This window comes from Rothia sp. ZJ932 (assembly GCF_016924835.1).
GTDB lineage: Bacteria > Actinomycetota > Actinomycetes > Actinomycetales > Micrococcaceae > Rothia.
The window spans coordinates 1,327,318-1,344,943 of the sequence record NZ_CP070480.1 but is presented as its reverse complement, the minus strand read 5'-3'; the positions used below and the strand labels follow the sequence as shown (position 1 = coordinate 1,344,943).

15 protein-coding genes, 6 tRNA genes, 1 pseudogene and 1 riboswitch are annotated in these 17,626 nt (G+C 55.6%); of the genes and pseudogenes, 20 read left to right on the top strand and 2 right to left on the bottom strand.

Features of this window, described 5'->3' with window-relative positions; genetic code table 11:
• Positions 1-156: 156 nt before the first annotated feature.
• On the top strand, positions 157-1,419 hold the full coding sequence (locus JR346_RS06235) for a S9 family peptidase (protein ID WP_205481973.1): 1,263 nt from the start codon (positions 157-159) through the stop codon (positions 1,417-1,419).
• 48 nt (positions 1,420-1,467) lie between these two features.
• On the opposite strand, the pseudogene ybaK reads toward JR346_RS06235, so the two are convergent.
• A pseudogene (ybaK, locus tag JR346_RS06230) lies at positions 1,468-1,963 on the bottom strand (Cys-tRNA(Pro) deacylase).
• A gap of 245 nt (positions 1,964-2,208) precedes the next feature.
• Here ybaK and zapE point away from each other — a divergent pair.
• The 15 genes from zapE to JR346_RS06155 all read left to right on the top strand — a co-directional run bounded on the left by zapE (position 2,209) and on the right by JR346_RS06155 (position 12,824).
• Positions 2,209-3,267 (top strand): cell division protein ZapE, encoded by a 1,059-nt coding sequence (zapE, locus tag JR346_RS06225; protein ID WP_240333891.1) that lies wholly within the window; start codon positions 2,209-2,211, stop codon positions 3,265-3,267.
• A 205-nt stretch (positions 3,268-3,472) separates the two neighbouring features.
• Positions 3,473-3,545 (top strand) — tRNA-Gly (locus JR346_RS06220).
• 27 nt (positions 3,546-3,572) lie between these two features.
• A tRNA-Val gene (locus JR346_RS06215) sits at positions 3,573-3,644 on the top strand.
• A gap of 137 nt (positions 3,645-3,781) precedes the next feature.
• A tRNA-Gly gene (locus JR346_RS06210) sits at positions 3,782-3,857 on the top strand.
• 421 nt (positions 3,858-4,278) lie between these two features.
• Positions 4,279-4,351 (top strand) — tRNA-Gly (locus JR346_RS06205).
• 41 nt (positions 4,352-4,392) lie between these two features.
• Positions 4,393-4,466, top strand: a tRNA-Cys gene (locus tag JR346_RS06200).
• Position 4,467: 1 nt separating this feature from the next.
• Positions 4,468-4,539 (top strand) — tRNA-Val (locus JR346_RS06195).
• A 256-nt stretch (positions 4,540-4,795) separates the two neighbouring features.
• Positions 4,796-5,992, top strand: a complete 1,197-nt coding sequence (locus JR346_RS06190) for a CapA family protein (RefSeq protein WP_205481971.1) — start codon at positions 4,796-4,798, stop codon at positions 5,990-5,992.
• A 123-nt stretch (positions 5,993-6,115) separates the two neighbouring features.
• Positions 6,116-7,087 (top strand): PD-(D/E)XK nuclease family protein, encoded by a 972-nt coding sequence (locus JR346_RS06185; protein ID WP_240333890.1) that lies wholly within the window; start codon positions 6,116-6,118, stop codon positions 7,085-7,087.
• Positions 7,088-7,141: 54 nt separating this feature from the next.
• Positions 7,142-7,747, top strand: coding sequence for a peptide deformylase (def, locus tag JR346_RS06180; RefSeq protein ID WP_205481970.1), 606 nt, complete (start codon positions 7,142-7,144; stop codon positions 7,745-7,747).
• Positions 7,747-8,682, top strand: coding sequence for a methionyl-tRNA formyltransferase (fmt, locus tag JR346_RS06175; protein ID WP_205481969.1), 936 nt, complete (start codon positions 7,747-7,749; stop codon positions 8,680-8,682). Before def ends, fmt begins: the two co-directional genes overlap by 1 nt.
• Positions 8,679-10,385: an RsmB/NOP family class I SAM-dependent RNA methyltransferase gene (locus JR346_RS06170; RefSeq protein ID WP_240333889.1), complete on the top strand. Its 1,707-nt coding sequence runs from the start codon at positions 8,679-8,681 to the stop codon at positions 10,383-10,385. Before fmt ends, JR346_RS06170 begins: the two co-directional genes overlap by 4 nt.
• A gap of 97 nt (positions 10,386-10,482) precedes the next feature.
• Positions 10,483-11,148, top strand: coding sequence for a ribulose-phosphate 3-epimerase (rpe, locus tag JR346_RS06165; protein WP_204876198.1), 666 nt, complete (start codon positions 10,483-10,485; stop codon positions 11,146-11,148).
• A gap of 11 nt (positions 11,149-11,159) precedes the next feature.
• Positions 11,160-12,020, top strand: coding sequence for a hypothetical protein (locus JR346_RS06160; RefSeq protein WP_205481968.1), 861 nt, complete (start codon positions 11,160-11,162; stop codon positions 12,018-12,020).
• 15 nt (positions 12,021-12,035) lie between these two features.
• A complete protein-coding gene (locus JR346_RS06155) occupies positions 12,036-12,824 on the top strand; it encodes a hypothetical protein (protein ID WP_204876196.1) in 789 nt (262 codons plus the stop codon).
• A 52-nt stretch (positions 12,825-12,876) separates the two neighbouring features.
• Here JR346_RS06155 and JR346_RS06150 read toward each other — a convergent pair whose 3' ends face one another.
• Positions 12,877-13,293 carry a hypothetical protein gene (locus JR346_RS06150; protein ID WP_204876194.1) on the bottom strand — a complete coding sequence of 139 codons (417 nt, stop codon included), beginning with the start codon at positions 13,291-13,293 and terminating at the stop codon, positions 12,877-12,879.
• A 252-nt stretch (positions 13,294-13,545) separates the two neighbouring features.
• Positions 13,546-13,698: riboswitch (FMN riboswitch) on the top strand.
• Positions 13,699-13,796: 98 nt separating this feature from the next.
• Between JR346_RS06150 and pnuC the strand changes: the two genes are divergently transcribed.
• The 4 genes from pnuC to JR346_RS06130 are packed head-to-tail and all read left to right on the top strand — an operon-like array spanning position 13,797 to position 17,609.
• Positions 13,797-14,501, top strand: coding sequence for a nicotinamide riboside transporter PnuC (pnuC, locus tag JR346_RS06145; RefSeq protein WP_205481967.1), 705 nt, complete (start codon positions 13,797-13,799; stop codon positions 14,499-14,501).
• A 9-nt stretch (positions 14,502-14,510) separates the two neighbouring features.
• A complete protein-coding gene (gene ribD, locus JR346_RS06140; RefSeq protein WP_205481966.1) occupies positions 14,511-15,584 on the top strand; it encodes a bifunctional diaminohydroxyphosphoribosylaminopyrimidine deaminase/5-amino-6-(5-phosphoribosylamino)uracil reductase RibD in 1,074 nt (357 codons plus the stop codon).
• Between the two features lie 37 nt (positions 15,585-15,621).
• On the top strand, positions 15,622-16,944 hold the full coding sequence (gene ribB / locus JR346_RS06135) for a 3,4-dihydroxy-2-butanone-4-phosphate synthase (protein ID WP_205481965.1): 1,323 nt from the start codon (positions 15,622-15,624) through the stop codon (positions 16,942-16,944).
• Positions 16,941-17,609, top strand: a complete 669-nt coding sequence (locus JR346_RS06130) for a GTP cyclohydrolase II (RefSeq protein WP_370592571.1) — start codon at positions 16,941-16,943, stop codon at positions 17,607-17,609. Before ribB ends, JR346_RS06130 begins: the two co-directional genes overlap by 4 nt.
• Positions 17,610-17,626 lie beyond the last annotated feature (17 nt).

Genomic DNA, 17,626 nt, shown 5'->3' with positions numbered 1-17,626 from the left:
ATAACGCTGAGGCAAACTGAAGATATTCCGCAGTCTTCTGTGGGGCGTATTCTGAGGTAATAATAAATAGCCTGTGGGCGCGATTACGGTTGGTGAATTCAGCAGGTGGTATTTTTGTTACTGGTCAGTAACTTATTGATATTTCAAGGAGCGTTTATGAACAAAATCTCTGAACACCTTCACCCCCAACCCGAAATCCGCACTTGGCTCAAAGGCGCCAGCACCGGTGCTGTCATCGGCGCAGGCATAGCAACTACCGCAGCGCTAGGCTCCACAGCGCTCGCCACCTACTTCGCCCGACAAATCGTTGTACCACCCAAACGCCCCGTCGAAAACCTCAAAATCCTCGGGGTAGGCTACTCTCACGCTACCCCCAGTGAAGGCGAACAACCCAACTCTGTGCGCCTACCTGCCACCTGCCAAACCCAGATACCGGGCACCTACGGGCTGTACTTCAACGCCGGAACGTCCTTCGCTGTCATCGGCGAAATCATCGCCCATTCACCCCTTGAATCCTCGGTACTGCGCGAAGTCATGAGCGTACACAACGGAGACCTCGCACAAGCAACGCGCGGACGCTGGAGCGGAGTCGTCGCACCGACCCCCGAACTTGCCGGTTACAAGAGTGAAGAAATCTTCCTGGAACTGCCCGTGGGCAGCGCCCCCGCCTGGTTGGTGCGCCCTAATGCCTCAACCGAAGCGTCTGCCCCTTCTGCTCCTGCATCGAAGACCTGGGCAATCATGGTGCACGGTATGGGTGCCAAGCGCACCGAAACCCTCAGGGCGTTACGCACCACCCAAGCGCTGGGCATGATCTCCCTACACATGAGCTACCGCAACGACCGAGAGGCACCTCCCTCAGACGACGGACGTTACGGTCTGGGCTTCACCGAATGGGAGGACGTCGAAACCGCCATCGACTACGCTCTAGAGCACGGCGCTCATGACGTGGTGCTTTTTGGGTGGTCAATGGGCGGGGCAATTAGCTTGCAGACTGCCGACCGCGCCCGCAACAAACAGCATATTCGAGCGCTGATACTGAACGGCCCGGCAGCAGACTGGCTCTCGCTCATCGAATACCACAGCAACCTCAACAAACTGCCCCTGCGCATCGGCGAGCTGGGTGTGCAGATGATTTCCAAACCGCGTTGGAGCTCATTCACCGGTCTCAAAGCACCCATCGAACTTGAGCGACTGTCATGGACACGTCGGGCTAAAGACCTGCGCGTACCCACTCTTATCATGCACAGCGTGAAAGATGACTTCGTGCCGGTGGCACCGGCGATTGAACTTGCCCGCCGCAGTCCACACGTAGATCTGGTGACCTTCCCCGAGGGGTCGCACACCAAAGAATGGAACGTGAACCCCGAACGCTGGCACCGTGCTGTGATGCAGTGGCTAGAGCCACGCATGAAATAGCCCCGGCAAGTATAAAGCCGGGGCGTACACATTCGACTGCGGCTGGTACTAGCCAGCGAGCGCTATATCAGCGTACTGTCCGCTGGTCAGTGTCAGTAGGTCAGCAGGTGCAAGTTCCACGTCGTATCCGCGTTTACCGCCTGACACCAGCACCGTATCGAATAATTGAGCGCCCTCATCTAAAGGGGGGGTGGGCGACCTTTTGACCCAGTGGAGAAATGCCGCCCACCACATAGCCGGTGCGCTTTTGTGCTACTGCTGGGTCGGCGAGTTTCGCGGATTTCCAGCCCAGAGCAGCCGCAGCGTTCTTAAGATTTAGCTTGCCGTCAACGGGCACAATCGCCACTGCATAGTCTTTGTCGTGATTAATCATCAGGGTCTTGTAGACCTGCTCGGGGTCTCGCCCCAGTTTCTGTGCTGCTTCTACACCGAAGTTGGTGTTGCCGTCCTCGTGCTCGTACTCCAGCACCTGAAAATCAATGCCCTGTTTGGTGAGCAGAGAGATTGCAGCTGTTGCTGCTCCTGCCTTTTTCTTCTTCGCCATAGCCGTGTCTCTTCGTTCCTCTCTTAGACTGCCGTGGCTTCTAGGCTAGGCACAATCCCCGCAACACACAGGGTCACCGGGATGTGAACTTTGTAAAAGCCTAAAGGTGATGTGAACTCTAATGACGCTTCTGTTACTCCCCGTTTGCTAAGTTACCGGGGTAACAGAGCTAGAATCATTACTAGAGACTATGGCAGCCATCAACACGGTGGCGCCTTCTAACCCTTCCGAAAGATATGAGAACTGTGGTTGCCTACGAACACCTAACCGACCGTCGCCCCAACGTTTCAGCAGATGATCTTCTGGCAGGTTTTCGCCCCTCTGAACGTTTCGGTGAGGTTTCCTTCGATACTTACCGCCCAGATCCCAACCAGCCCTCTCAGCAGCAGGCAGTGGATGCGCTCAAAGCCTTCGGAGCAAGCATCAACAGTGCTGGCGGTTCCGGTGGCGGAGGGTTTTTCTCACGACTCTTCGGTGGCGGTTCGCAAGCACCGGCAACCAAAAATGGCATCTACCTCGACGGCGGATTCGGAGTGGGCAAAACCCACTTGCTGGCCTCCCTCTGGCACATGGCTGAGGGCCCCAAAGCCTTCGGCACCTTCGTGGAGTACACCAACCTAGTAGGCGCCATGAGCTTCCGCAAAACCGTGGACGCACTCAGCGGCTACAAACTGGTCTGCATCGACGAGTTTGAACTTGACGATCCGGGCGACACCGTTCTGATATCACGCCTTATGCGCGAACTTTCTGATGCAGGAGTCAAAATCGCGGCAACTTCTAACACCCTGCCGGGGTCGCTGGGGGAGGGGCGCTTTGCAGCCAGCGACTTCAAACGCGAAATTCAGGTGCTTGCCGACCAATTCGATGTACTGCGAGTCGACGGCGAGGATTTCCGCCACCGTGGACTTCCCTCAGCCCCCGCACCAGTGACCGAGATAGAGTTCGACGCAACCGTGCAAGAACGCTTCGGTGGCTTAGGTGCTGTGTCAGTCGATAACTTCAGTGATCTGATCGAGCACCTCTCCCACGTCCACCCCTCGCGTTACCGGCAATTCATTGAAGGGCTTGAAGGCATTGCTTGGCGCAACGTTGAAACCATCACCGAACAGGCAGTCGCTCTGCGCTTTGTGGTGCTTGCCGACCGCCTCTACGACAAGGACCTGCCCATCATTTCCTCCGGCGTGCCCTTTGACGAGGTATTCACCGCCGAAATGATGGAAGGCGGCTACCAAAAGAAATACTTCCGCGCAGTCTCACGCCTTACTGCCCTCGCCCGTCAGGGGCTCACAGGCGAAGATGCCTAAACACTTTCTGCCACATACCCTGTCAATGTGAGGTAGAGCAAGAAAATAATTTTTGCTCTACCTCGCGAGGCCAGGACAAAAAACCGGTAAAAACCCCGGAAACAAGCGAAAAACAACCCCTGGGTCGAAGATTTGGCACAACCCCGAAATCTGTGTATAGTATTTACCTGTTAGCCCGCAAGGACAAAACCTGCGAGCCTGACATGCGGTTGTAGCTCAGTTGGTAGAGCACCACCTTGCCAAGGTGGATGTCGCGAGTTCAAGTCTCGTCAACCGCTCGCAACACTCTTGATACAAGAGTGTATGCGCGATTGGCGCAGCGGTAGCGCACTTCCTTGACATGGAAGGGGTCACTGGTTCGATCCCAGTATCGCGCACGCATGATACGAGATGTTGTGGTTTATGGTTGTAAAACCAGTGACCGCTCCAGGAAATTTTTATTTCCTCGCTAGCTTGGAAAATTTCCTTCCGTCTAGTTCGATTCCAGTATCGCGCAGGCAAGATAATTGCATATGCGGTTGTAGCTCAGTTGGTAGAGCACCACCTTGCCAAGGTGGATGTCGCGAGTTCAAGTCTCGTCAACCGCTCCAAAAACAAACCCCCGCACATTTCGTGTGCGAGGGTTTTGTTGTATGCGGTTATAGCTCAGTTGATGGAACGCCACCTTGCTACGGTGCATCTTAGGGCTGTTGAGCGAAAACCTGAGCGAGCGAGGAAGCAATTTTCGCCCAACAGATGGTGATGGGTGTAGACAAACACCCCAAACCTCCGTACTTACTATGCGGGGTTTTCTATAGCTGAAAGTCTTTACTCCGCCTGAAAGCGTCATTCCAGGATGCTTTTGTGCCCCTCGTGGCACTTTCAGGCGAAGTAAACCCCGGCGAGTTGGAACGGACGCGTCCGCCGACCCCTCGCACATCATCAGCACCCGCGTCCGTACAGCTATACACGCCAGCTCAAGCTGACCACAGTTTGCGCGCCAAACCCCCGGCGTGTATAGTAGTGCGAGTTGCGGTTGTAGCTCAGTTGGTAGAGCACCACCTTGCCAAGGTGGATGTCGCGAGTTCAAGTCTCGTCAACCGCTCTCACGAAAACACCAGTTTTCGCCACCCAGCAATGGGTAATGGTGGGGTGGTCGAGTGGTTAGGCAACGGTCTGCAAAACCGTGTACGCGGGTTCGAATCCCGTCCTCACCTCCACGCGCGATTGGCGCAGCGGTAGCGCACTTCCTTGACATGGAAGGGGTCACTGGTTCGATCCCAGTATCGCGCACGTAAGATACGGAGATTGTGGTTTATGGTTGTAAAACCAGTGACCGCTCCAGGAAATTTTTATTTCCTCGCTAGCTCGGAAAATTTCCTTCCGTCTAGTTCGATTCCAGTATCGCGCACACATAAAGGCTCAACCTTTCAAAAGGTTGGGTCTTTTGTTTACCCAAACCTCCGCCGAGATCCTGATTTAAATCAGGATCTCGGCGTATCAGGTTAGGATGGAAACACACTAGGTTTCACACAAAAGGGGTATCAGCATGTTCCATCACAACCGCTGGGTGGGTTTCGCTGCCCTTTCTCTCTTGCTTACGGGCTGCTCCGCTGGCTCCGCACCAGAAACAGATACACAGGGCGCGTCCACTGAAACGGCAGTCCAAAAGCAAGTAAACACTGTCGCCGCATCTGCCTCCCAGGACGAGTGTCTCAGCGATTCCTGCACCTCACTGGTATTTACCGGTGACTTCTTAGTACACAATTTGCTATGGTCTCAGGCAGCGGCGGACGCACGGGCTACCGGAGCATCCGACCTCGACTTTGTGCCCCTCATTAAAGCTCAGCGTCCATTCGTCGAGCGTGCCGATATGGCGGTGTGCCAGATGGAAACTGTTGTGGCTGAACCACAAGGACCTTTTAGCGGTTACCCGTCTTTCAACGTGCCGCCACAGATTCTCGATGCTGCCGCTGATATTGGCTGGGACGTCTGTATGACTGCCAGTAACCATTCTTTTGACCAGAAGACTGATGGGCTTGAGCGTACCTACCGGGCGGTTGAGGCTGCTGGTATGGGTGTTACGGGCACTAACCTCAGTGCAGAGGAATCAGAAACTCCCGATATCTTTACTACCGCCAACGGTGTGAAGGTCGCTGTTGTGACGGGCACTTACGGTTTGAACGAGCAAGTACCCGATTATAGGTGGCAAGTTGATATGCTCGATGCCCGCGCTATGAAGCAGAAGGGGCAAAAAGCTCGTGAGATGGGTGCCGATATTGTTGTAGCGAACATGCACGCGGGTACCGAGTATCAGACCCAACCCAACAAGCAACAGGTGCAGATTGCCCACGAGCTTGCTGATTCGGGGTATTTTGATGTGATCGTGGGTCAGCACGCACACACTGTTCAACCTATCGAAAAGCACGGTGAGACTTGGATCGTGTACGGTACGGGCAATAACGTCACAGAAATTTCTCCGGTTTTCCCGGGTAATAATGAGGGGTTGATGGTTAACGCTGTTCTGGGACGCGACGCCAACCAGCAGTGGCAGGTCGAACGTTTGCAGTGGGCTTCGAGCCTAATTGTTGATGACCCCGCTTACCGTTATTGCATCACCTCTGATGCCCCGGCAGAGTCTCGGTGTGCTTCAGAGATCGCGGCACAGGCATCCTATGATCGGGTGAAATCAGCCGTTGAGTCGATGGACGCCGCATCGCACGGCTTGCAGGAGTGGAAACTCTAGCACCAGTGAGCGACAAGAAGTAGCTGAGCTAACCCTTGCCACCCACCGCGCAGGTCTAAGGCACCGCGTATAATTGACGGGGCGTATTACCCTCTCATTTCTTCGACGTCAGGATTCTCTGAAGTGACTTCACCTATGCTTGCTTCTGCTACCGACCACGGGCGTATGTACGCGCGTCGGGTGGGCGGCGAGCTGCTGGTCCCTTCAATCACCACGGTTATTGGCCAGCAGGCGACTGACTTGGCGGGCTGGCACGGGTACATGGCTGCTAAGGCGGTATTAGAGGATTCTCGGGCGTCGCGTCCGGCTCATTCTGCGGGGATGAAGTTCGCCATTATTCGTGATGCCGCCAACGCTTCAGAACGTTTTCGTGATGAGGCGGCTGCGAGAGGCGATCGCGTTCATAATTATGCTGAAAGTGTTGCTTTGCGAGCGATGGGTAAAAACCACGAGGTTGAGGCGACCCGTGAGCTACTCATGCAACACGGCGAGCAGGGCTACGCTGACCGTTTCGATGAGTGGTGGGATGCGTGGCGTCCGCGTCCGCTGGCTGCTGAGGTAACTGTCTGGAACGAAACGGTGGGGTATGCGGGTACCCTTGATTTGGTGGCTGAGATTGCTGGCAGAGTGTGCGTGATTGACTACAAAACTAAGGGTACCGATAAGCGCGGACGTGTGAAGCCCCTTGATAATAAGGTGGTCATGCAGCTGGTGGCAGGTATTAAAGCTGAAGAGTCTTTGGTCGATGCTGATGAGGGCGTGTGGGAGCCGTGGGCTTACAGCACTGCGCCTATTCTGATGGGTGTTGCGCTGGGGCAGACGCAGGTGGTTCCGCAGCAGGCTAATCCGGTGGTGCTTAAAAGTAACTGGCACAAGTTTTGTGCGCTGAAGCGGGTGTGGGATCTCAACCGTGAGCTGGATGTTGAGTTGGGGGATCACTTAATGCCGGTGGTTCCGCCACCAGCGCATTTGCTGGGCGAGCTGAAAGGCAATGAGCCCTCGGTGGTTCACTCTCCGGTTGAAACGGCTTCTGTGCAGAACTCCCCGGTGGAGGATGTTGAGCCTGATTCGGTTGAAAAACCGCAGGCCTCATGATGCCCTTGCTAGTGTTGAAGTAGATGTAAAAGATTGTGTGGGAGAAATAAAAAGATGACGATTTTGACGATTCGCACGGTGGGTGACCCGGTGTTGCGCACTGAGTGTGAAGACATCACGGTTTTTGACGAGCAGCTACGCACTCTGGTAGCTGACATGCTGGAGACCATGTACGAGGTCAACGGTGTGGGTTTGGCGGGGCCTCAGGTGGGTATTTCTAAGCGAATTTTTACCTACGGCAATATCGCTGGGCGTGAGGGGCACGTCATCAATCCGGTGCTGACTGTGGGCGAAGAAGACCAAGAGGGCAGCGAAGGCTGCCTGTCAGTGCCCGGTTTGAGCAGTGAAACTCCGCGCAAAAACTGGGCTAAGGTTATCGGCGTTGATATGTATAACCAGCCTGTTGAGATCGAGGGTGAGGGTTTGTTCGCCCGTATGTTGCAGCACGAGACCGACCATCTCTACGGCAAGATGTTCATTGACCGCGTGGTGGGTGAAGACAAGAAGCGAATTATGCGCGCGATTCGTGCCGCTCAGTACAACGATGTTTCTGCGGCAGTTATTGGCGAGCGTGCACCGCAGGTTTCTTCGTCTTTCGGTGCTGGCGTAACGTCTAAGCCTGCCGGTTCTGCTTTCGGTTTCTTGGGAGGTGCCAAGTAATGACGTATAAGGTCTTGTATGTGGGAACCCCAGAGGTTGCGGTTGCTCCGCTAGAGGGTTTGCATGAAGCTGGTTTTGAGATCGTGGGTGTTCTGACCCGTGAGGATGCACCGGTGGGACGCAAGCGTGTGCTGACTCCTTCACCGGTGGCGGCTCGGGCTGAGGAACTGGGACTGCCTGTCATCAAAGCGAACAAGTGGTCTGGTGAGGTTGCTGAGGACGTAAAGCAGCTGGGCGCTGATATTGCTGCGGTGGTTGCTTACGGCGCGATTTTGCCGCAGTCAGCGCTGGATCTTTTGCCTCAGGGTTGGATTAACTTGCACTTTTCTTCTCTGCCAGCGTGGCGCGGTGCTGCGCCGGTGCAGCGCGCGCTGATGGCGGGGGAGACCGAAATCTTCTCTAATACCTTCCGTATTGAGGCTGGTCTCGACACCGGTCCGGTTTTCGTAGAAGAATCTACCCGCGTAGAGGGAACCGACACTGCCGGAGATATTCTGGCGCGTCTGGCGGCAACCGGTGGGGCTTTGCTTGCTCGCACTTTTGAGGCAATCGAAGCAGGAGCCACCGGCACCGAACAGACCGGGGAACCCACCCACGCCGCCAAACTAACTATCGCCGACGGCAAACTGGACTTCACGCGTCCTACCGCTGAACTTCTCGCGCAAACTCGCGGAGTGACCCCCGAACCCGGTGCCTGGTGTACCTACAAGGACGCGCGGTTCAAGCTGGGAATGGTCGTCCCCTCTGACGCTGATATCTCGGGCACAGCCCCCGGAACCGTCCAGATCATCAACAAAAAGTGTGTTGTGACCTGCGGTGATGGCGCTTTGGAACTGACTCAGGTTCAGCCTGCCGGTAAGAAAATGATGAACGCAACTGACTGGGCTCGTGGAACCGGTTCAGCACTCAACGAACAGAAAATGGTGCTTGTATGAGCGGCTTTAACTCATCCCGCGGTGGCGGTAACTCAAACCGTGGGCAGAACGGCCAGAACCGCGGTGGGCAACGTTCGGGTATGAATCGGGCGGGGCAGGGGCGAACCGGCGCGAATCGTGGTGATGACCGCCGTCAGGGGTACCGCGCTGACGATTCTTCGCGTCGTGATGCTAAGGGGCGCGAGCGCAACCGCAAGAAGTCCCATGAGCGTGATTTTTCAACTTCGGCACCGAGAACTCGCGCGCGTGAGGCGGACGCGGCTCGTTTGGTTGCTTTTGAGGTGATGCAGGCGGTTGCTACCGAAGATTCGTATGCGAACCTGGTGATGCCCAAGTCAATGCGCAACCATCGCCTGGATCAGCGTGATGCTGGCTTTGCCACTGAGCTGACCTACGGCACCCTGCGTAACCAGGGGTACTATGATGCGGTGCTGACTCATTGCGTTGACCGCCCGTTGAAGAAGATCGATCAGAAGATTCTGACCGCTTTGCGTTTGGGTGCCCACCAGTTGCTGGCGATGCGTGTGCCTTCGCATGCTGCCCTGAACCAGACAGTTGGTTTGGCGCGTGCGGTGATTGGTGCGGGGCCGGCAACCTTTATCAACGCTGTTTTGCGCAGGGTTTCTGAGAAGACCGCCGAAGAGTGGCGAGAGCTTATTGAGTCTGAGGCAACTGACGATATTCAGAAGATGGCGCTGACCGCTTCACACCCGGTCTGGGTGGTACGTGCCTTTAGGCAGGCTCTGGCAGCCCACGGTCGTTCGCCGCAGGAAATTGAGGCTCTGCTTGATGCTGATAACGCCGCCCCTATCGTGAACTTGGTGGAGCTGCCCGGTATCGGCTCTTTGGACGAGGCTCGTGATGCTGGTGCGGTTGATGGTGAGCTGGTGGAAGGCTCGGCGCTGTACTCCTCTGGCGATTTGCGCCATCTAGAGTCGGTGCGTGAGGGCACTGTGCGTGCGCAGGACGTAGGCTCGCAGCTGGTTGCGCGCGCCCTAGCTTTTGCCCCTCTTGAGGGTGAAGACTCCCTGTGGCTTGATCTGTGTGCAGGCCCCGGTGGCAAAGCGGCCTTGCTGGCTACTATCGGCGCGCAGCGTCAGGCTCAGCTGGTCGCCAACGAGTCAGCTGCTCACCGCGCCAAGCTGGTGAGCGCGTCCTTGCGTCCTTTGCGCGGTAGCGTCTACAAGGTGGTGACGGGCGATGGGCGCGACATCGCGGCAACCGTGAGCGATAAGAAGAACCTGCCGGCGGCTACTGAACCCAACCCGCAGTTTGACCGTGTGATGGTAGATGTTCCCTGTTCAGGTTTGGGTGCCCTGCGTCGCCGTCCTGAGGCGAGGTGGCGTAAGTCGCCACGCGATATTGCTGGTTTGTTGCCCTTGCAGAAGGAGCTGTTTGACGCGGCGGTGACCGTGACTCGCGCCGGTGGTCTGATTGCTTATGTTACCTGCTCACCTCACATGGCTGAGACGCAAAACATTGTGAATGACATTGTGGCTGATGGTGCGGTAGAGCTACTAGATTCAGCCAGCGCTTTACGCGCAGTTGCCCTGAGCAATGAGCAGGGGGAGTCGGTACTGGGCGGTGAGCTTGACCCCGGTTACGCACCGAATAATAAGCAGCCGCAGGCTACCACTGCGCAGTTGTGGCCGCACGTACACGGTACGGATGCGATGTTCTTCGCGCTGTTTCGCAAGAAGTAGCGCCACTCCAAACAACCGCGAGAGGTCACGTGTGCGGCAGTAGCCAGCTGGTAGAGCTGGGTGTAAGAGATTTTGTTCCAACCTTTCAGGAGCGCCCATGAGTTGCCATATTAATCCCTCGATTCTTTCGGCTGATTTCGCGTACCTTGCCTCTGAACTTGAGGCGATTTCTTCGGCAGATGCCGCGCATATTGATGTGATGGATAATCATTTTGTGCCGAATCTGACCTGGGGTTTGCCGGTGGTGAAGCGACTCAAAGAGGTATCACCTATTCCCTTTGATGTGCACCTGATGATTGAGGACGCAGACAGACACGCGCCTGCCTACGCTGAGGTTGGGTGCGAGTCGGTGACTTTCCATGCCGAGGCTGCTATTGCACCTATCAAACTGGCGCGTACCTTGCGCGAAAACGGCGCGAAGGCGGGTATGGCTCTGCGCCCGGCAACAGCGGTTGAGTCCTATCTCGATATGCTTTCTGAGCTGGATATGCTGTTGATTATGACCGTTGAGCCGGGTTTCGGTGGGCAGAAGTTCTTAGATGTTACCCTGCCGAAGATTCGCCGTGCAGCAAAGGCTATTGAGGGTTCGGGGCTGGACTTGATGCTGCAGGTCGATGGCGGCATCACTGAAGAGACCATTGCTCGTGCCGCTGAGGCTGGTGCCACCTGCTTTGTGGCAGGCTCATCGGTCTACAACATCGATGATCCCGCCGCGGCTATCGCCGGTTTGCGCGCGTCCGCCCAAAAGCACTTTCATGCCTAGAAGGAAATAGAATGAGCGCTTCATCAGATGTCAGTGTCAAAGATTTGATTCGTGCCAATCTTCTTGTTGTGGGGCAGGAACTTTCACCGAAATACTCACAAAAGGTAGCGGCTGTGCACGCCGACGGAACTCTTGCTTTTGAGGGTCATCACTATGAAACCCCAACGGCAGCCGCTAAAGTCGCCGGTAATCTTCAATCGGTGAACGGGTGGATTTTCTGGCGTCTAGAAAATAGCCGTGAGACCCTCGCCGACCTTCGCGAAAAATACAGAAAGAACTTTGGTTCGCAGACCCTAGCGGTCGATTCCTCTGAAGACGGCGATACTAGTTCAGCAGAGAGCGAAGATGTCGAAAGCTCTGGTGTTATCTCTGCTTTCGGCATGTTCTGGCGACGAGCCGACGTTAACTGGGAACTAAAACAGAACGTGAAGCTTTTGGGCGTGCATCCTACCGATAAAACACAACAGCACATCGATATGGCGGGGCAAACCGGAGTCTATTTACTGCACGATGGTTCTAGAACTATTTATGTAGGCAGGGTAAGCGCGGAACGTCTAGGCTTTCGACTGTACGAACATACAATTGACCGTGTGGCTGGGCGGTGGGATCGTTTCAGCTGGTTTGGGCTAAGACCTGTAACGCTTGATGGATCGTTGGGTGTTGCGCAGCAAGATTTTCCAGCGGAACTCGTGATCTCAACGATGGAAGCCGTACTGATCGAAGGATTAGAGCCTCCCCAAAACCGTAGACAGGGGGACGGACTTAAGGGGCAGGAATATCTTCAGGCGCTAGACCAAGAGGTACAAAGGAAAAGGTTTTTCCAAGGGGCTATTGTTACTGGGCTGATGAGCAATACGTCTTCAACCTCCTAGAAAGGACGCTTTTCGATGCTCACCCCTTATTCTTCTCCCGACGACGCCCTAGAAGCTGCGCAGCAGCTGATCGCTGAGGGCAAACTTGAGGACGCCCTGCCCGCTCTTGACGCCGCGCTTGACGGGTTCACCGTGCAACATGAGAAGTTCGGTGTGGTGCTGGCACTGAAAATAGCTTCTGAAACTAACCGTGACCTCAACCGTCTCGATACCGCTGTTGAGCAGATGGAACGTGCCTACTACTTGCTCAAAGAACTCAAACCCACAGCTGAGCAGGTGGGGGATTTCGCCACCGAAACCGGTTCAATCTACGCCCAGATGGGTCTGCTCGATGAATCAGAGCAGTGGTATTCTGTGGGCGCTCGTGAGTACGCCGCCCACGCGCGTGCTGACGGCTACGCCCACAATATGATTTGCCTTGCGGGTATTTACCGCCAGCGCGGAGACGAAGTTACCGCTCGCGCACAGCTTGCCACCGGCATCACTGTGCTGAAGGGCAAAGAGCCCGTTAACACCGAGAAAGTCGCTGAGATTCATCTTGATATTGCTCACTCTTTCATGGCGGAAGGCAAACTGAGTGATGCCGAAAGCAGCCTCGCGTTAGTGCTGGAATATGCAACGAAAACTGATGCTCATCTCTTGGTAGGTGAGGCTTATCAGGGTCTAGCAATCGTCAAAGCGCAGCAGGAGGGCTTACGCCGTCAAGCGCACGCGCACGCTCAACAGGCTATTGACGCCTTCGAGCTGGCGGGCGATTCAGAGCGTGCAGATTTTGCTCGTCATATTCACGAACGTACCAGCTAACCTCAGCTACTACAGGATCACGAAAGTCCCTGCCGATTTTAGATGTGGACGGTTAGACAGAAAGGCTATCAGCCAGCTTTTCAAGGGCGCTTTTCTGGGAATTGGTGGGTACGTCCTGAGCTTGTAGGTGTTCCTGCGCCTGGGTGAGTGCTCGCTGCGCCGGTGCTATGCTACCCATGTGCTGGTGGATGCTTGCCAGGGCTAAATAGTAGTCGGTGGCATCAGCAGGGGCAGCTTTTTCTACCAGATCTTTAGCGAGCGTTAGGACGTTCAGCGCCTGCTTCGCCTGGTCATCGGCTACTAGTTTCTGTGCGCCTTTAACAGCGCGGGCGACTGCCTGGTGAGGGCGGCGTTTGACGGCGTTTACTACGGACGCGCGTTCTTGGGTGAAAAGGGTGTCTCGCTTTTGAACGTTTTGGAGGCTGCGCGGGGCGGTGCCGGTCACCGGTAGGTTCTGCTGTTCAGTCACTGAGTTTCTTTCAAAATATGGGGTGGGCGGGGGCAAAGAGTGTGTCTTTAGAATACCTGTAGTCGGTGGTGCTAGCCCAACTTTCCCTTGGGCGCACCCGGCACTGCTCACTCCGGGTGCATGCCCCCAGCGTCCGTCCATACCGGGTATTTGAACTGCGTTGCACGGGGGGCTTTCGCCGGTAGCGGTGGTCGTAATAATAATTCTTGGTGCAGACGGCGGGTGTGCCATAATGTGAGCATATAACTAATAATCGTGCTCCGGGACGGGGTGAGATTCCCAACCGGCGGTGATAGTCCGCTAACTACTCGGTATCAACTTCATCTTTTAGGGGTTTGGTAGCAGGTGGCCTGATCGGTGAAATTCCGATACCGACAGTACAGTCTGGATGGAAGGTAGCACGAGCAAAACAGTTATTCTTTGGTGTACCTGCTTGCTTTTTATGCGGGGCGGTTGAGATGCTGCTTTGTTCTTTCCCGGAGCCACTAGCAAAGGTGAAAGACATGGACTTTTTGCGGTGGCTCTTCGACGCTCAGATTCACATTGGCGATCAGTCGCTTCTGGTGCGCGAAGTCCTCGGTAATATTTTTGGATTGCTCTCTGCTTTAGGCGGTATGCGCCGACGGGTGTGGGCGTGGCCGGTGGGCATTGCTGGCAATGTGCTGCTTTTTACTGTTTTTATGGGTACGCTCTTTGGCGGTCAGGCGCATGCGGCGAATATGCTGGGTCAGGCTGGGCGTCAGGTGATGTTTATCGCTGTTTCAATCTGGGGATGGCACCGCTGGCGTCAGACTCGCGCCGAAAGTCAGGGCGTAGCTGTTATACCGCAGTGGGCTAGTGCTAAAGAGCGACTGTTTATGGTTGCTTTCATGCTGGTTGGCACCGGGGTTTTAACTCCTGTTTTCCGTGCGTTGGGTTCGTACGAGCCGGTGTGGTCTGATGCCTGGATTTTCACCGGATCTTTGTTGGCAACCTTTGGCATGGCACGGGGGTGGGTAGAGTTCTGGCTGGTCTGGGTTGCTGTTGATATTGTGGGCGTTCCCTTGCTGTGGTCTGCCGGTTATTATGCAACAGCTTTCATGTATCTTTTCTACGGTGCCTGCACTCTCGCAGGTTTCTTCATGTGGTGGCGCACCCACAATCGGGAATCCGCGCAGAACGTGAGCGTTGAGACCGCTTTTCCCGATGTCACAGTGACGCAGAAGTAAAATAAGACTATGCACACCATGAACATTCCCTGGGAGCCTCATACTCCTGAAGAAGCTATGGATATCGCACTGACTGCAGCCCGCAAGGGCGTGCGCGGTGCAAACCCCCTGGTGGGTGCTGTGATTACCAGCCCTGACGGTTACGTTTTGCATGTGGGGTATCACCGTGGCGCGGGTACACCTCACGCTGAGGCGGACGCCATTGCCCAGGCAAATTTGGCTGATACTGATCTTTCTGACACCACGATGTACGTCACCCTTGAACCGTGTAACCATATCGGACGCACCGGTCCTTGTTCTCGTGCCATTGCCCAAGCAGGAATTTCTAAGGTTGTCTACGCCCACCCGGATATGTCGGTGGCAGCTGGTGGTGCCGATTATTTACGGTCTCAGGGTATTGAGGTTGAGCAGGGGCTGAGGCAGAGTGAATCGTATGAGCTCAATGCCCGCTGGTTCGCTGCTGCTGCCGCTCAGCGTCCTTTCGTGACCGCTAAAATCGCATCTACTTTAGATGGCTTTATTGCTGCCAGCGATGGCACGAGTAAATGGATTACGGGCCCTGGTGCGCGAGCTGCCGGGCACACTATTCGCGCTCGCGCTGATGCCGTCATGGTGGGCACTGGTACAGCTGAAGCTGATAATCCGGCGCTTACTGCCCGCGATGAGATAGGCAATCCTTTAGAGCGGCAGCCCCTGAGAGTGGTCATGGGTACCCGTGAAGTACCTGCAGATGCTCTGGTGTGCCGCGGTGAGGGTTTTGTCCACCTGCGCACCCGCGATCCTCGTGTTGCTCTTGATGAGCTCTATGCGATGGGTGTGCGTCACCTGATGATTGAAGGTGGGCCTATTATCATCTCAGCATTCCTGCGGGAGAGTTTGGTCGATGAGCTGTTTTGGTATCAGGCACCGATCCTTTTGGGTGCAGGTGCCAAGGCTGTTTCTGATGTGGGCATTACAACCTTGACGGACGCGTGCCGCTGGCAGCTGGATGAGTTGGGGATGGCCCCGGCGGTTAATACCCTTGGCAATGACACGCGAATGCATCTGATACCGGCACCTCACGGTGCGCCCACCCCTTTGTAAAAGATTTTTCAAAAGAACCGCAGAAAAGAAGAAGTGTATGTTTACCGGAATTATCGGTGCTGTAGGAACAGTTGAGCGCCTTGAGCCCGTTTTCAATGCAGCAGGTGATGTTGAATCTGCTGTACTGACCATTAACGCGGGCAGCATTATTGACGACCTTGAACACGGCGGTTCGCTTGCCGTCAATGGTGTGTGTTTGACCGCTACCCGAACCCAAGAATTGGGTAAGGGACGTTTCGCTGCTGATGTTATGGGTGAAACCTTGCGTTGCACTAACTTGGGCACGGTGAAAGTCGCGGATTGGGTGAACCTTGAACGGTGCATGCCTGTGGGCGGACGCTTCGACGGGCACATCGTGCAGGGGCACGTTGATGGTGTAGGCACTGTTGCCCTGGTTGAAGACCACGATTCGTGGCGCACTGTGCGCGTGAGCGCACCAGCTCATATCGCACCCCATCTGAGTGAAAAAGGCTCTATTGCCATATCTGGAACCTCCCTGACTGTCACCGCAGTGTCACCTGCCGATGCGACTGAGCACTGGTTCGAGGTGGGGTTGATCCCTGCAACCCTCGAAGCAACCACCTTGGGGCAGCTGAAAACCGGTGACACCGTGAACCTTGAGACGGATGCGCTCGCTAAGTATGTGCAGCGCATGCTGGAGGTTTCTGCGGTGCAGGGCACTCGCATCCTGTCGACGCACCAGGAAGAACAGCCGGCAGCTAGCGAGCGCACAGAACGTGCAACTGCGAGCCTTGATAGCGTGACCGGAGCCCTTGAGGCGATTAAGGCTGGGGGAGCGGTGATCGTGGTTGATAACGAAAACCGCGAAAATGAGGGCGACATTATTTTTGCCGCCGAGCATGCAACTCCCGAGCTGCTGGCGTTCACGGTTCGCTACACCACAGGCGTCATTTGTGTTCCTATGCCCGGTGAACGTGCCGATGCGCTGCAGCTTCCTCCAATGACCGCAGTGAATGAGGATCTCAAGAACACTGCCTACACCGTTTCGTGCGATGCGCGCTACGGTATTTCAACGGGTGTGAGTGCCGCTGATCGTGCGCTGACCGCTCGTCTGCTCGCCGACGCGAATGCTCAACCTGCTGATCTGACGCGACCGGGGCACATGTTTCCCTTGCGTGCTGTTGACGGGGGAGTGCGAGAGCGCGATGGTCACACTGAAGCTGCCGTTGAACTCACCCGCCTGGCGGGGCTTTCTGGCGTGGGTGTTATTGCTGAGTTGGTGCATGATTCTGGTGAGATGATGCGGTTTGATGCGTTGCGTGCTTTTGCCACAGAACACGGGCTACCCATGATTTCTATAGAGCAGCTGATTGCAGCGGTGAGTGAGGACGCGCGGTGAGTGCATCTGCATCCTCGGCGGGTGTTTCGCCCGAGCAGTTGATGCCTCGCGTAGATTCTGAGCTCGTAGAGTCAACACAGCCCGTTCTTGTTCCTACGGAGTACGGGGTATTTGCGATGCGTGCTTGGGCTTTTGCTGACGGATCTGAACACCTGAGTGCTACTGCCGTTGACGCTGAGGGGCGGTGGACTTTCGATGGGGAGCTACCGCACGCTGTGCGTGTTCATTCAGAGTGCGCTACCGGCGATATCTTTGGTTCTTTCCGTTGTGATTGCGGCTCGCAACTTGAACAGGGGCTTGAACTGTTGCACCGGTTGGGCGGTACCATGCTCTACATGCGCCAGCATGAGGGGCGCGGTATTGGTTTGGTCAATAAACTCCGCGCCTACGCACTGCAAGATCAGGGTCTTGATACCGTTGATGCCAACCTGGCATTGGGGCTACCCGAGGACGCGCGTGACTACCGGCAAGCGGCGGTTATTGTATGCGCCTTGGGGCTAGAGAAAATTCGTCTTGTCACGAATAACCCGGCGAAGGCAACTGCTCTTGAAGGGCTGGGTATTGAGGTTGTTGAACTGGTGCCCGATGTGGTTGAACCGCGTCTTGAAAACCGTGCTTACCTAAAAACTAAACGCGAGCGCATGAACCATCGTCTTGCGTCCTAACCTTCCCCCTTAGTTTT